General features: G+C 51.9%; 13 protein-coding genes and 1 other annotated feature. Of the genes, 6 read left to right on the top strand and 7 right to left on the bottom strand.

The features are described 5' to 3' along the window. Positions 1-7: 7 nt before the first annotated feature. Positions 8-101 (bottom strand) — a sequence feature (Trp leader region). Further along, complete coding sequence (gene trpL, locus ACZ6J2_RS04000; protein ID WP_106993556.1) at positions 78-122, bottom strand: trp operon leader peptide; 45 nt, start codon at positions 120-122, stop codon at positions 78-80. (Overlaps the previous feature by 24 nt.) Positions 123-261: 139 nt before the next feature. On the opposite strand from trpL, the gene rnm reads away from it, so the two are divergent. Both rnm and ACZ6J2_RS03990 read left to right on the top strand, forming a co-directional pair. Then, positions 262-1,143: an RNase RNM gene (gene rnm, locus ACZ6J2_RS03995; RefSeq protein ID WP_471724862.1), complete on the top strand. Its 882-nt coding sequence runs from the start codon at positions 262-264 to the stop codon at positions 1,141-1,143. Beyond that, positions 1,140-1,760, top strand: a complete 621-nt coding sequence (locus tag ACZ6J2_RS03990; protein ID WP_003856793.1) for an L-threonylcarbamoyladenylate synthase — start codon at positions 1,140-1,142, stop codon at positions 1,758-1,760. Before rnm ends, ACZ6J2_RS03990 begins: the two co-directional genes overlap by 4 nt. Positions 1,761-2,486: 726 nt before the next feature. Here the strand turns inward: ACZ6J2_RS03990 and ACZ6J2_RS03985 are convergent. Genes ACZ6J2_RS03985 through ACZ6J2_RS03975 form a run of 3 tightly spaced genes read right to left on the bottom strand, consistent with a single transcriptional unit; the run spans position 2,487 to position 4,807 of the window. Beyond that, positions 2,487-2,885, bottom strand: coding sequence for a hypothetical protein (locus ACZ6J2_RS03985; protein WP_257261025.1), 399 nt, complete (start codon positions 2,883-2,885; stop codon positions 2,487-2,489). Beyond that, complete coding sequence (locus ACZ6J2_RS03980) at positions 2,882-4,309, bottom strand: PAAR domain-containing protein (protein WP_262769607.1); 1,428 nt, start codon at positions 4,307-4,309, stop codon at positions 2,882-2,884. The genes ACZ6J2_RS03985 and ACZ6J2_RS03980 overlap by 4 nt, the downstream gene beginning before the upstream one ends. Continuing rightward, positions 4,310-4,807, bottom strand: coding sequence for a hypothetical protein (locus tag ACZ6J2_RS03975; RefSeq protein ID WP_262769609.1), 498 nt, complete (start codon positions 4,805-4,807; stop codon positions 4,310-4,312). Positions 4,808-6,066: 1,259 nt separating this feature from the next. On the opposite strand from ACZ6J2_RS03975, the gene rluB reads away from it, so the two are divergent. After that, a complete protein-coding gene (gene rluB, locus ACZ6J2_RS03970; RefSeq protein WP_023312076.1) occupies positions 6,067-6,942 on the top strand; it encodes a 23S rRNA pseudouridine(2605) synthase RluB in 876 nt (291 codons plus the stop codon). A 35-nt stretch (positions 6,943-6,977) separates the two neighbouring features. Here rluB and cobO read toward each other — a convergent pair whose 3' ends face one another. Both cobO and ACZ6J2_RS03960 read right to left on the bottom strand, forming a co-directional pair. Beyond that, positions 6,978-7,568, bottom strand: coding sequence for a cob(I)yrinic acid a,c-diamide adenosyltransferase (gene cobO / locus ACZ6J2_RS03965; protein WP_471724859.1), 591 nt, complete (start codon positions 7,566-7,568; stop codon positions 6,978-6,980). After that, positions 7,565-8,326, bottom strand: a complete 762-nt coding sequence (locus tag ACZ6J2_RS03960) for a YciK family oxidoreductase (protein ID WP_039263558.1) — start codon at positions 8,324-8,326, stop codon at positions 7,565-7,567. The genes cobO and ACZ6J2_RS03960 overlap by 4 nt, the downstream gene beginning before the upstream one ends. A gap of 251 nt (positions 8,327-8,577) precedes the next feature. Here ACZ6J2_RS03960 and sohB point away from each other — a divergent pair, with 251 nt between their 5' ends. After that, positions 8,578-9,624 carry a protease SohB gene (gene sohB, locus ACZ6J2_RS03955; protein ID WP_471724857.1) on the top strand — a complete coding sequence of 349 codons (1,047 nt, stop codon included), beginning with the start codon at positions 8,578-8,580 and terminating at the stop codon, positions 9,622-9,624. 34 nt (positions 9,625-9,658) lie between these two features. Here sohB and ACZ6J2_RS03950 read toward each other — a convergent pair whose 3' ends face one another. Continuing rightward, positions 9,659-9,910 carry a YciN family protein gene (locus ACZ6J2_RS03950; protein ID WP_023312072.1) on the bottom strand — a complete coding sequence of 84 codons (252 nt, stop codon included), beginning with the start codon at positions 9,908-9,910 and terminating at the stop codon, positions 9,659-9,661. A gap of 399 nt (positions 9,911-10,309) precedes the next feature. Here ACZ6J2_RS03950 and topA point away from each other — a divergent pair, with 399 nt between their 5' ends. Both topA and cysB read left to right on the top strand, forming a co-directional pair. After that, on the top strand, positions 10,310-12,907 hold the full coding sequence (gene topA, locus ACZ6J2_RS03945; RefSeq protein WP_047651111.1) for a type I DNA topoisomerase: 2,598 nt from the start codon (positions 10,310-10,312) through the stop codon (positions 12,905-12,907). A gap of 187 nt (positions 12,908-13,094) precedes the next feature. Further along, positions 13,095-14,069 (top strand): HTH-type transcriptional regulator CysB, encoded by a 975-nt coding sequence (gene cysB / locus ACZ6J2_RS03940; RefSeq protein ID WP_008502814.1) that lies wholly within the window; start codon positions 13,095-13,097, stop codon positions 14,067-14,069. Positions 14,070-14,326: the final 257 nt, after the last annotated feature.

Raw genomic sequence — 14,326 nt, 5'->3', positions numbered from 1 at the left:
TTTGTTCAAAAAAAAGCCCGCTGGGTAGCGGGCGGGTATCTGTTTGCATTTTGCAGACGCGTGACACTGCCCGAAGATCAGGAAGTGCGCCACCAGCCGTGCAGAGTGAAATGTGCTGTCATTTTCAGATACCTTTCTCGTGTGAACTTGCGTACTAGTTAACTAGTTCGATGGCAAGTTGTCAACCCTTGATTTCAGAATTTCGCGTTAAGTCGGTATCATGGTGTTTTCGGATGTCTCCAACCTGTTATGGGAAGTGCTTTGAGCGATACCACCTACGCCATTATTTATGATTTACACAGCCATACTCAGGCCTCTGACGGCCTGCTGACACCCGAAGCCCTGGTTCATCGCGCCGTTGAAATGCGCGTCGGCACGCTGGCGATAACCGATCACGATACCACTGATGCCATTCCGGCGGCGCGCGCCGAGATTGCCCGCAGCGGGCTGGCGCTGAATCTGGTGTCCGGCGTCGAGATCTCGACCGTCTGGGAAAACCATGAGATTCATATTGTTGGCCTGAATATCGATATAGACCATCCGGCACTTACGGCATTTTTGCAAGAACAAAAAACGCGCCGCAATCAGCGCGCAGAGATGATCGGCGAGCGTCTGGAAAAGGCGCATATTCCGGGCGCGCTGGAAGGCGCGCAAAAGATGGCGAACGGCGGGGCGGTTACCCGCGGTCATTTCGCCCGTTTTCTGGTCGACGCGGGCAAAGCGACGACCATGGCGGACGTCTTTAAAAAGTATCTGGCGCGCGGTAAAACCGGATACGTTCCGCCACAGTGGTGTACAATAAAACAAGCTATTGATGTGATTCATCATTCTGGCGGTAAGGCCGTGCTGGCCCATCCTGGGCGGTATAATCTTTCTGCTAAATGGCTGAAAAGGCTGCTGGCACACTTTTCCGAATGCGGTGGCGAGGCGATGGAAGTCGCCCAGTGTCAGCAGGCGCCCAACGAGCGCGCGCAGCTCGCGACCTATGCCCGCCAGTTCGGCCTGCTTGGGTCACAGGGCTCTGATTTCCATCAGCCCTGCGCGTGGATCGAACTGGGGCGCAAGCTCTGGTTGCCTGCTGGCGTTGAGCCGGTCTGGCAGCTCTGGGAACAGCCGCAGCAAATTGAAGAGAGGGAAGTATGAGTCAGTTTTTCTATATCCATCCGGATAACCCGCAGCCACGTCTGATCAACCAGGCCGTGGAGATCGTCCGCAAAGGCGGCGTGATTGTCTACCCGACCGATTCAGGCTACGCGCTGGGCTGCAAAATCGAAGATAAAGGGGCAATGGAGCGCATTTGCCGTATTCGCCAGCTGCCGGACGGCCATAACTTTACCCTGATGTGCCGCGATCTCTCTGAGCTGTCGACCTATGCGTATGTTGATAACGTGGCGTTTCGCCTGATTAAGAACAACACGCCGGGCAACTACACCTTCATCCTGAAGGGCACGAAGGAAGTACCGCGTCGTCTGCTGCAGGAGAAACGCAAAACCATCGGTATGCGCGTGCCGTCGAACCCGATTGCGCAGGCGCTGCTGGAAACCCTCGGCGAACCGATGCTCTCCACCTCGCTGATGCTGCCCGGAAGCGAATTTACCGAGTCCGATCCGGAAGAGATCAAAGATCGTCTGGAGAAGGTGGTCGAGCTGATTATTCACGGCGGCTATCTCGGCCAGCAGCCGACCACCGTGGTCGACTTAACCGAAGATGCACCGGAAGTGATTCGTGAAGGCGTGGGTGACGTAAAGCCTTTCTTGTAAAGTATACTACGCGGCCATCAAAGCAGGGCAAGGCCCTGCTTTGACTCGGCTCGACGCCTGTGAGGCATGCGAAGAATGAAAAACATTATGAATCAATGTATTACTTTAACTTCGTTAATGGTGAACTTCGCTTTTTATGACAGCTTTAGCAGCACTTTGACTCCCATCCTTTATGCACACCGTTTTTTATTCTCTGGCAGGCTTCAACATCTGCGTCAATAAGCTGGTATCACCAACGGACTTCTTTGATTCGGGAGCAGGGGAGAGGCTGGTGGAAATGAGGGATCGCTATGTGCTAATTGCAAGCCAGCTTGATTGCTGGCTTTACTTTGGGGGTTTATCGTAAGTACAGAACAATCCCGGCGATAATGATTGATAGCAATCCTAAAACAGAGAAAGCGTACTCGACGATAAACCAGTTTTTGAGGTGAGGTGGCAAGTCTCTAATAAATGCAACATCATCATTTGTACAGTCAACTGAGCTTTTACCAAAGATCAAAGGATTCACGATAAAGTTGATCTTCGCTGCATAACCTGAGCTAACCCCTATAGAATCGGCATTATCGAAGATAACCGCTCCGGCAGGGAGAGAACCAAACTTTTCTTTATACAGCGTGCAGATCGTGGAGAAACGCTTTTTGTTTAGAGATGAGAGCACTGCTACAGTTATACCTCAGATGAGGCTTAATCCTCTGAACCCGCAAATGATTAGATCTGCCGAATTGATCATTTATCGACCCAAAGGCAGATGCAACCAATAATAAGGCCAATAAAAATAACCAATGAACACAAGAATTCGGCTATAAACCAGTATTTGATGTTTGCAGGCAGTCCTCGTATAAAATCTACATCCTCATTTTTGCTCTGGATAGACTTTTTGCCAAAGATCAATGGATGGATAATGAAGTCCATTTTTGTTGAGTATCCAGCAGTGAAACCGAGTAAATCAGCATCTCTTAACACTGTGGCAGCAAGTGGCACAGAGCCAAACTCCCTTTCATACAAACGACATACTTCAAGGAAGCGTTTTTTGTTCAAAATTGACAGTACAATCATAGTGACAGCTGAGAGCAGGATCACTCCCCCAGTACCAATAACGAGGACATCGAAAACAGAAACCGTCACTTTGTGACCTCATAAATTCTTTCACCTATCATTTCGCCAAACTTACCACCTAACTCCCCTCCAGCATAGCCAACCGAACCAGTGAAGATCACGCCGCAGGCCAACATTCCAGCACCAGCAGCTTCAATCGTTAGTGCACCCAAGACAACTGAGCAAACCGTAGTAGACACCGAACCAGAAACAAGCGCACCTGCGCCAATTCCGGTGCCTAACCCCACACCAAAACTTCCTACCTCGGTATACGCCGTTTTCTCGCAGTCAGACCCGACTGTGCAGGCTTCATATATCTTATCCAGTCTGTTCACACCATCAAACGTGATCCCGACATAGCCCGCTGTTTTCATCATTTTCACATACTTTGCAGCTTTATCGATGAAGGTGGCGTAGCCCTCAATGTCTGCAACCCCGGTTTGGTTCCAGCGATGAGTGATCGAACTGGTTGAAAGTCCCAACGCTCGCTTAATGTCTGGATAATCTTGCAAGGCGAGTTTGTGACGGATGAAATCAGTGAGGATACTATCGAGTTCGCTGAAAAGCTGCCGCCTCTCAACATAGAACTGTTCGCTGATCAGTGATCCGCTGGTAATGTACTGATTTTTGTATGCTTGTTGGATTTGAGTCAGAACACTTTCGATCTTCTCAAAGTACTTCCCCGCCGCTTCAGCGGCGATTCCAGTAGTCGTACTGGTGCGGGAAGTAAACAGATCAATAGTGTCTTTGTTCTTATGAAGAAAGTTGGCTTCCTGGATTGTCAGCGGTTCTAACGCTGCATCGACTCGCGCTTTCGCGGCTTTCATGTGGGCGATCTGTTCGTCGTCCTGTTTATCAGGGTCAACCAGAAGCATAATCGAACCAGCTTTATAGCTTTTGTCTGCACCATTCAGCGTAGCGAATAGCTCCTTTGCTCCCGCTGGTGGGGTGCCTGTGAATAGCAGACGCTGCCAGGCTTCTGTAGTACCACCATAGGGAAGAACGGCAAAACCTGCATCAATACCGGTTTTCTTTTTTGCTGTCTGGGCGTGTTGTTCTGGTTCTGCCTGCGGCTGTTGAGATGCAGCAAGAGCGGATGCTGCGGTTGCCGCTTCTGCCAGATACCTTGCGGTTGCCTGAGAAGGGGATTCACCTGGGCCGATCCACCCCAGAGGGGCTATGATACGGTTAGACCCTGACGGGCAGCCACATAAAACGAGGCACCTGTCCACGGCAACTGGGATTTGGTGGATTGTACGGTGTGGCTCACCTTCAACAACTTTCCCTTCTTTGCCGCATTTTGGGCAAGCTGTGGTCTTGTCACCCAGAACAATCGGACGGCGACCAAGAATGTTACCGAAAGAAAGGGATGGGATGAGTTTTGCGCCAGTTGTAGTCTGATCGCCAAACAACGCCATTCCCCGCCCTAAAACGTTTGGACGCATTCCCCCCATTTATGCCACCTTTTCAACAGTCAGGAAATCATCTGGAATTGATTCACCCTCGCGGAAAGAGAACACTAATCCATAATCAGGGGTGCTGATAATTACATCTCCGTTATCAAGCATGCTACCAACCAGTGCAATTCCTTTACCTTTCCATTCGCTTAACTGCCCGGCGCTGGCGATGATGACAGCTTTCGTTCCGTCTGGATAAGTGACGGTTGCACCTTCTGTGACAATGCTGGCCCATTCACCGCTATCGAGTTGGACTTTCATACCTTGGCTCGGATCGGGATTAGGCTCATCGACAACGCCGCCCTGAAGAGTGCGGCTTCCGGCAACGGCTGTACGATAGATAGCTGTAACTGGATGGTGTTCGGCGTACTTTTGCTGCTCGATAACGAGTTGGCGGGCTTTTTCATTCATTTCGGACAGTTGGTTGTCGGTATAACGAGGAGCATCTAAAGATGCGATGATTTCAGGGGTAAGATCGTTGTTGTACTGTTTCATAAGTCCCTCTACTTGTTATAGAAATAATCACAGAGGTCATTTTACAAGCAATAACCCCATGAGCAACAAGTATTAGACCTAAGTTAAACTTCTTTTCGTAACAGAAGGTTATCCGGTAAAGTGGTGAGCATTAATCTTCAACAAATCTCAGACAAGGGACGCTATGGCAGGCATTTTGGCAGGTACGGCGGCAGCGGTTGGAATCCTTGATAAAGCGGTGAGCATCACCCAGAAACTGGCGAATAATAGTGATGAACTGGACTAGGCAACGCTCAAACTTGAGTTGGCTAATATGATGGTTGAACTTGCTAACGCCAAAATCGAAGCGATAACTACCCAGACTTTGCTTTTCGACGCTGAACAAAAAACAAGCACTTTGAAGAACAGTTGGTAGATAAATCAACGTTCGTATTTAAGCCGCCGTTGTACTGGAAAGAAGGTGATGAAACTCCTTTCTGTCCGAAATGCTACGAAGGGGACAATAAGAAGCATCACCTGCGCTCTGTCGTTCATGACGGTGTACCAGGATACGGGATTAAGCCGACCAATAATTGGTCATGTATGCACTGCAAGTTTTCCCAAAAAAAGAGTAGTTAAAAACCTATCTTGTTTAGCTGCCTAGGATCATTCCGGGCCGTGATTACAGTCACGTAGAAGAGATGATCGGGGGGAATGTAGTGTTTACCAAGGCAAGGGGGTGATGCTCTTCGCCATTGCATGAGCTATTAAGCGCGAATTTTGTGGCTCTCCCGGTTTTTACCCCGACAATCCCCAAATATCCGAGGGGGAGGATGTACGGTAAAGCACCGAGGAGTAGCGGGGGCACTGTTGGCCCAACTCTGGGAGGCGCTCCACTTCGGCAACATCTCTTTCAAGGGCACGTAGTAGATAGCTATCAAAGTCCTGCTTAGTGGCGGCTCGGTAGCCTTAAATCTTCCGCTTAAACTCTTCAATACCCATTGTCCCATTCTGAACGAGAGGAATGTATGGGCGGATCATGATTCATGACCACTTCGGCTTGTTTTTGACTGTCAGTACCAAGACTCAGACGCACAAAACTTGTTGAATCATTTAGTCTAAAATTCGTGTAATATGTGCGCCCACGAATCATTGTGTGTGACAGCTTGTGTGACACGTTGTTTGCCATGCTGTGTACCATGAAATATTTACAGATCAGCGAGTTAGTTTAATTTTAGCGTTAACTCGTTGTTTTTGAAAGTACACCAGACGCCTGTGAAGGCGACACCTGAGGAAGCTCAATGAGCGAGAAGTTACAGAAAGTGCTGGCGCGTGCCGGCCACGGTTCACGCCGTGAAATCGAAGCCATTATTGAAGCGGGCCGCGTGAGTGTGGACGGTAAAATCGCCACGCTGGGTGACCGCGTTGAAATCGTACCGGGGCTGAAGATCCGCATCGACGGTCACCTCATCTCCGTGAAAGAGTCCGCAGAACAGATCTGCCGCGTGCTGGCTTACTACAAGCCGGAAGGCGAGCTGTGCACCCGCAACGACCCGGAAGGTCGTCCGACGGTATTTGACCGTCTGCCTAAACTGCGCGGCGCTCGCTGGATTGCCGTCGGTCGTCTGGACGTAAACACCTGCGGTCTGCTGCTGTTTACCACCGATGGTGAACTGGCAAACCGTCTGATGCACCCAAGCCGTGAAGTGGAACGTGAATACGCGGTGCGCGTATTTGGCCAGGTTGACGAAAATAAACTGCGCGATCTGTCGCGTGGCGTTCAGCTTGAAGACGGTCCTGCGGCGTTCAAAACCATCAAATTTACCGGTGGGGAAGGCATTAACCAGTGGTACAACGTGACCCTGACCGAAGGCCGTAACCGCGAAGTTCGTCGTCTCTGGGAAGCGGTAGGCGTGCAGGTTAGCCGCCTGATCCGCGTCCGTTACGGCGACATTCTGCTGCCGAAAGGTCTGCCGCGCGGTGGGTATACCGAACTGGATCTGACCCAAACCAACTACCTGCGCGAGCTGGTCGGCCTGACGCCGGAAACCACCTCAAAAGTGGCGGTGGAAAAAGATCGTCGTCGCATGAAGGCGAATCAGATCCGTCGCGCAGTGAAGCGACACAGCCAGGTGAGCAGCAGTCGCCGCTCCGGCAGCCGTAACAACAACGGTTAATATAAAAGCCCGGTCAACGAACCGGGCTTTTTTCTTTAGTAATCAATCCCCATTTGCGCTTTGATGCCTGCATCAAACGCATGTTTGACCGGACGCAGCTCGCTGACGGTATCGGCCATCTCCAGAATATCCCGATGACATCCGCGCCCCGTGACGATAACCGTCTGGTGTACAGGACGATTCTTCAGAGCATCCAGCACGGCTTCCAGCGGCAGGTAGTCGTAGGCGACCATATAGGTGATCTCATCCAGCAGAACCATATTCAGCGAGGGATCGGCCAGCATTCTCTTTGCATGCTCCCAGACGGCGAGACAGGCTGCAGTATCCGTTTCCCGGTTCTGGGTATCCCACGTAAACCCGGTCGCCATCACCTGAAACTCAACGCCGTGAGGCTCAAGCAAATTCCGCTCACCGTTGGGCCATTCGCCTTTGATAAACTGGATCACGCCCACTTTTTGACCGTGTCCAACGGCGCGTGTCGCCGTGCCGAATGCGGCGGTGGTTTTCCCTTTTCCGTTGCCGGTAAAAACGATGACGATCCCACGTTCGTCCTGGGCTGCCGCGACGCGCGCATCGACCTGTTCTTTCAGACGCTGCTGGCGCTGCTGATGGCGTTCTTCACTCATTGCGAAATTCCTGGTTTACGTCCCGGCTGGGCGTCAAAGGTCATCCCGGTTTTACGGCGGCTGTCGTCGCCCATCAGCCAGAGATAGAGCGGCATAATGTCTGCCGGGGTTTTCAGCTTCTGCGGATCTTCGCTCGGGAACGCGCTGGCGCGCATTTTGGTGCGCGTACCGCCCGGGTTAATGCAGTTTACGCGCAGATGGCGGCTCTGGTACTCCTCCGCCAGCACCTGCATCATGCCTTCGGTCGCGAATTTTGAAACGGCATAGGCTCCCCAGTTTGCGCGTCCTTCACGGCCAACGCTGGACGAGGTAAAGACCAGGGACCCGGACTCGGATTTGAGTAATAAAGGAAGCAATGCCTGTGTGAGGAAAAACGTGCCGTTGACGTTGACCTGCATCACCTGCTGCCAGATATCTGGATCCTGTTCATCCATCGGACGAACCTCGCCTAACAAACCGGCGTTATGCAGCACGCCGTCGAGTCTCGGATAGTGAGCGCTGATGCGCTGGGCTAATTCCTGGCACACCGCGGGCGTGCAGGTCAGTAAATCGAGCGTATACCACGGGGCCGGCGTGCCGCATACGGCCTCAATCTCCTGGGCGACGTTTTTCAGTTTTTCTTCGTTGCGCCCGATCAGAATGACGTTGGCGCCATATTCGGCGTATGTCAGGGCTGCCTCGCGGCCAATCCCGTCGCTGGCACCGGTGACAAGAATAATCCGGTTTTGCAGCAGATTTTTTTGCGGTTGATAATGCACGGTGACTCCTCAGGCGACCGGTGACGCATTGGCGCCTTTATGATGACTTTTCGGCTTTATGCCCGAATTAGCCTAATAATTCAATCAGTCTACAGGACGCATTACTGTAAAATTAACAATTTGCAAATATTTAAACTCCAGTCCGGGGATTCCTGAAGGCTGCTCGCAGAGGTAATGTCACGAGCGAGACGCATGGGCAGGGCTGTTGTACACTGCCGTGAAAGATTCGTGGTTAAATCAAGGTGGAACGCGTGGAATTACTTTCTCAATATGGGTTGTTTTTGGCCAAAATCGCGACGGTGGTGGTTGCCATTGCGGTGGTCGCCGTTCTGATTGCCAACCTGACGCAGCGCAAGCGTCAGCGTGGGGAGTTACGCATCACCCGCCTTAGCGAGCAGTATAAAGAAATGCAGGAAGAGATGTCTCTGGCGCTGCTTGATAGTCATCAACAGAAGCTCTGGCTGAAAGCGCAGAAGAAAAAGCATAAACAGGAAGCCAAAGCGGCAAAGGCAAAAGCAAAGCTCAATGCGCCGCAGGATAAGGCCACGCCGCGCGTCTATGTGCTCGATTTTAAAGGCAGTATGGATGCGCATGAAGTGTCTTCTCTGCGGGAAGAAGTGACTGCCGTTCTGGCCGTAGCGACACCGCAGGATCAGGTTGTCGTGCGTCTTGAAAGCCCGGGCGGGGTGGTTCACGGTTACGGACTGGCCGCCTCACAGCTGCAGCGCCTGCGTGAAAAACAGATCCCGCTGACCGTTGCCGTGGATAAAGTGGCCGCGAGCGGTGGCTACATGATGGCCTGCGTGGCGGACAAAATTGTTGCCGCGCCGTTCTCCATTATTGGCTCGATCGGCGTGGTCGCACAAATTCCGAACTTTAACCGCTTCCTGAAAAATAAAGAGATTGATATCGAACTTCACACGGCGGGTCAGTACAAACGTACCCTGACGCTGCTGGGGGAAAACACGGAAGAAGGGCGTCAAAAATTCCGCGAAGATCTCAACGAAACGCATCATCTCTTTAAAGATTTTGTACACCGTATGCGCCCAACCCTCGATATTGAACAGGTAGCGACGGGCGAGCACTGGTACGGCGTCCAGGCGCAGGAGAAAGGGCTGGTGGATGAAGTCGGAACCAGCGACGATCTGCTGCTCAATCTGATGGAAGGCCGGGAACTGGTGGGCGTGCGCTTTACCCAGCGTAAGCGACTCCTTGACCGCTTTACCAACAGTGCGGCAGAAAGCGCGGACCGTCTGATGCTGCGCTGGCTACAGCGCGGACAAAAACCGCTGCTGTAAACAAAAACGCGAGGCATATGCCTCGCGTTTTGCATTAATCGACCAGGTGATATTTCTCTGAAAGCGTATGCGCCAGGTATTTGAACATGTTAAACACGGCGGTGCTTTTCGGGGTCGGTAAACCCTGTTCGTCAAGGAAGTATTCGCCGCTGAAAATCAGCACGCCATTACGCTGCTCTACGCCGGTGGCTTCAATGCCCGCCAGCGTATCTTCATGGTCACGGATAAGCTTGTTTGCTTCGATAAGCAGAGAGGCTCGGTCAATAGGTTGGGTCGTATTCTGCATAATCCACTCCTTAAACAGTGACAATAGTCTACGCCGAGGGCGCTTTGGGGGCAAATTTTCCCTGTAATGTGAGGGGATAAGGTGCAGGGTCCTGGCTGGCGGGATCTGCTTTTGCATGCTAATAAAGTTGCGTAACGAATTTTATCAGGTAGAGTGTGCGCTTTCGTCATTCTGGCAACAGAATTGCTTGACATTCAACCGGGAATTCGTCACGAATTACACGAGATGTGAGAAAAATACCCGAAAACTCAATCACCTGGGCGTCTTCTCATTAACGTCCGGTAAGTCAAAGGGGTTGATATCTCCTGACGCAGTCGCAATATCATTGGCTCGTCGTCAGCGGAAGGGAAATCAACGTGCGGCGTATTCCTGGAAGAATTAAATTAGGTAAAGGTGAATATGGGTAAAGCTCTCGTCATCGTTGAGTCCCCGGCAAAAGCCAAAACGATCAATAAGTATCTGGGTAATGACTACGTGGTTAAGTCCAGCGTCGGTCATATCCGCGATTTGCCGACCAGTGGCTCAGCCAGCAAAAAGAGCGCAGACTCTACCTCCACCAAAGGGGCTAAAAAGCCTAAAAAGGATGAACGTAGCGCGCTTGTCAACCGCATGGGTGTTAACCCATGGCATAACTGGGATGCACAATATGAAGTGCTGCCCGGGAAAGAAAAAGTCGTTAACGAGCTGAAGCAGCTTGCTGAAAAAGCAGACCACATCTATCTCGCAACCGACCTTGACCGCGAAGGGGAAGCCATTGCGTGGCACCTGCGGGAAGTGATCGGTGGTGATGACAAACGCTACAGCCGTGTAGTGTTTAACGAAATTACGAAGAATGCGATTCGTCAGGCGTTTGAGAAGCCGGGCGAACTGAATATTGACCGCGTAAACGCACAGCAGGCACGTCGCTTTATGGACCGCGTTGTGGGCTACATGGTCTCTCCACTGCTGTGGAAGAAGATTGCCCGAGGCCTGTCCGCAGGGCGTGTGCAATCCGTCGCCGTGCGTCTGGTCGTTGAGCGTGAGCGCGAAATTAAAGCCTTCGTGCCGGAAGAGTTCTGGGAAGTCGATGCCAATGTGACCACGCCGGGCGGTGACGCTCTGCCGCTGCAGGTGAGCCATCACAACGACAAGCCTTTCCGTCCAGAAAACCGCGACCAGACCATGGCCGCCGTAGCGCTGCTGGAAAAAGCACGCTATCAGGTGCTGGAACGTGAAGACAAACCGACCAGCAGCAAGCCGGGAGCACCGTTTATTACCTCCACGCTGCAACAGGCTGCAAGCACGCGTCTGGGTTATGGCGTGAAGAAGACCATGATGATGGCCCAGCGCCTGTATGAAGCGGGCTACATCACCTACATGCGTACCGACTCAACCAACCTGAGTCAGGATGCGGTCAACATGGTCCGCGGCTATATCAGCGACAATTTCGGTAAGAAATACCTGCCGGAAAGCGCCAACCAGTTCGCCAGCAAAGAGAACTCTCAGGAAGCGCACGAAGCGATTCGTCCTTCTGACGTCTCGGTGTTAGCGGAATCGCTGAAAGACATGGAAGCCGACGCGCAGAAGCTGTATCAGCTGATCTGGCGCCAGTTCGTGGCGTGCCAGATGACGCCAGCGCAGTACGACTCCACCACGCTGACCGTTGGCGCGGGCGAGTTCCGTCTCAAAGCGCGCGGTCGTATCCTGCGTTTCGACGGCTGGACGAAAGTGATGCCTGCGCTGCGTAAAGGTGATGAAGACCGGACGCTGCCGGCGGTGAACAAAGGTGACGAGTTGTCGCTTGTCGATCTGGTTCCGGCACAGCACTTCACCAAGCCGCCTGCGCGCTTCAGTGAAGCGTCCTTGGTGAAAGAGCTGGAAAAACGCGGTATTGGTCGTCCATCGACCTACGCGTCCATCATCTCGACCATTCAGGACCGCGGCTACGTGCGCGTTGAAAACCGCCGTTTCTATGCGGAAAAAATGGGTGAGATCGTCACTGACCGTCTGGAAGCAAACTTCCGCGAGTTGATGAACTACGATTTCACCGCGCAAATGGAAGACAGCCTCGACCAGGTTGCCAGCCATCAGGCGGAATGGAAAAAGGTACTCGACAGCTTCTTCAGCGACTTTACCGACCAGCTTGAAAAAGCAGAGAAAGACCCTGAAGAGGGCGGCATGCTGCCTAACCAGATGGTTCTGACCAGCATCGACTGTCCAACCTGCGGTCGCAAGATGGGGATCCGCACCGCAACCACGGGCGTATTCCTTGGCTGCTCCGGCTATGCGCTGTCACCAAAAGAGCGCTGCAAAACCACCATCAACCTGGTGCCTGAGAACGAAGTTCTCAACGTGCTGGAGGGTGACGATGCGGAAACTAACGCTCTGCGTGCCAAACGCCGCTGCAAGAAATGCGGCACGGCAATGGACAGCTACCTGATCGATCCAAAACGTAAGCTGCACGTCTGCGGTAATAACCCAACGTGTGACGGGTATGAGATCGAAGAGGGCGAGTTCCGCATTAAAGGCTATGACGGCCCGATTGTGGAATGCGAGAAGTGTGGTTCTGAAATGCACCTGAAAATGGGGCGTTTCGGTAAGTACATGGCCTGTACCAACGACGAGTGTAAAAACACGCGCAAAATTCTGCGTAACGGCGAAGTGGCTCCTCCGAAGGAAGATCCGGTTCCGCTGCCAGAACTGCCGTGCGAGAAATCCGACGCGTACTTCGTGCTGCGTGATGGTGCCGCAGGTGTCTTCCTGGCCGCCAACACCTTCCCGAAATCGCGTGAAACGCGCGCGCCGCTGGTGGAAGAGTTGCATCGCTTCCGCGATCGTCTGCCTGAGAAGCTGCGTTATCTGGCCGATGCGCCACAGCAGGATCCGGAAGGCAACAAAACCGTGGTACGGTTTAGCCGTAAAACTAAGCAGCAGTATGTTGCGGCCGAGAAAGAGGGTAAAGCGACCGGATGGTCAGCCTTCTTTGTCGATGGCAAATGGGTTGAAGGCAAGAAATAATCTTCCCTTACCGTAACTTACCTGTAAAAGGGCCGGATTTCCGGCCCTTTTTTATTGCCTTGTTATTATTTTTTGTTCCGTACTATACAGTCAGGCTATAAATGATATAGTGGTTATAGTTAACCTGTTTCTTATTATTAAATCGTCTTAAGCGATTGACCGCATGCGCTAAATCGGATGGTCTGGCATGAAATTACAGCAGCTTCGTTATATCGTTGAGGTGGTGAATCATAACCTTAACGTCTCTTCTACCGCCGAGGGGTTGTATACCTCGCAACCGGGCATCAGCAAACAAGTTCGTATGCTGGAGGACGAGTTAGGTATCCAGATATTTGCCCGCAGCGGTAAGCATCTCACCCAGGTGACGCCTGCGGGGCAGGAAATTATCCGCATTGCGCGGGAAGTCCTCTCCAAAGTCGACGCAATTAAGTCTGTGGCGGGAGAACACACCTGGCCGGATAAAGGTTCGCTGTATATTGCCACGACGCATACCCAGGCGCGCTATGCGCTACCCGGTGTGATCAAAGGCTTTATCGAGCGTTATCCTCGCGTCTCTTTGCATATGCATCAGGGCTCGCCAACGCAAATTGCTGAAGCCGTTTCCAAGGGGAATGCAGACTTTGCCATCGCCACCGAAGCGCTTCACCTGTATGACGATCTGGTGATGCTTCCATGCTATCACTGGAATCGTTCTATCGTGGTGACCCCCGATCACCCCCTGGCGGGTAAAGGGTCGGTCACTATCGAAGAGCTGGCGCAATATCCTTTGGTGACGTATACGTTTGGCTTTACCGGACGGTCCGAGCTTGATACGGCCTTTAACCGGGCAGGGTTAACGCCACGCATTGTCTTTACCGCGACGGACGCCGACGTGATTAAAACCTATGTGCGGCTTGGTCTGGGGGTGGGCGTTATTGCCAGCATGGCGGTGGATCCAGTGTCAGACCCTGACCTGGTGCGTCTTGATGCTCATGATGTTTTCAGTCATAGCACCACAAAGATTGGCTTCCGTCGCAGCACCTTCCTGCGCAGCTATATGTATGATTTTATTCAGCGCTTTGCCCCTCATTTAACGCGTGACGTGGTTGATACCGCCGTTGCATTACGCTCAAATGAAGATATTGAAGAGATGTTTAAAGACATCAAACTCCCCGAAAAATAATCACACCCGGTATCTTTCCCTTAGGGAAAGATACCGAAATAACGCCTCAAAGCTAAATTAGAATTATCATCATCTGCGCATCCCCTGTCATATAATGTCATTGTCCATTTAATCCGTAAGGTTATAATGTCGTGAATTGGCGACAAAAGTAGAAACTAATTTACGCCTTCGCAAATTTTTCTTTTCAATTATTTATTTCTGGTCAAAAGATTGAATATTTCATACCTTCCGGTGCGTAAATTCACTGGCTTTTCGGC

Source organism: Enterobacter sp. E14S (genome assembly GCF_055666685.1).
This window is presented reverse-complemented; position numbering and strand designations above follow the sequence as displayed.

Coding starts and splice junctions, on each gene's coding strand:
- cysB (WP_008502814.1), top strand. CDS start 13,095: ATGAAATTACAGCAGCTTCGTTATATCGTTGAGGTGGTGAATCATAAC.
- ACZ6J2_RS03950 (WP_023312072.1), bottom strand. CDS start 9,910: ATGCAGAATACGACCCAACCTATTGACCGAGCCTCTCTGCTTATCGAA.
- ACZ6J2_RS03975 (WP_262769609.1), bottom strand. CDS start 4,807: ATGAAACAGTACAACAACGATCTTACCCCTGAAATCATCGCATCTTTA.
- ACZ6J2_RS03990 (WP_003856793.1), top strand. CDS start 1,140: ATGAGTCAGTTTTTCTATATCCATCCGGATAACCCGCAGCCACGTCTG.
- topA (WP_047651111.1), top strand. CDS start 10,310: ATGGGTAAAGCTCTCGTCATCGTTGAGTCCCCGGCAAAAGCCAAAACG.
- cobO (WP_471724859.1), bottom strand. CDS start 7,568: ATGAGTGAAGAACGCCATCAGCAGCGCCAGCAGCGTCTGAAAGAACAG.
- rluB (WP_023312076.1), top strand. CDS start 6,067: ATGAGCGAGAAGTTACAGAAAGTGCTGGCGCGTGCCGGCCACGGTTCA.
- ACZ6J2_RS03980 (WP_262769607.1), bottom strand. CDS start 4,309: ATGGGGGGAATGCGTCCAAACGTTTTAGGGCGGGGAATGGCGTTGTTT.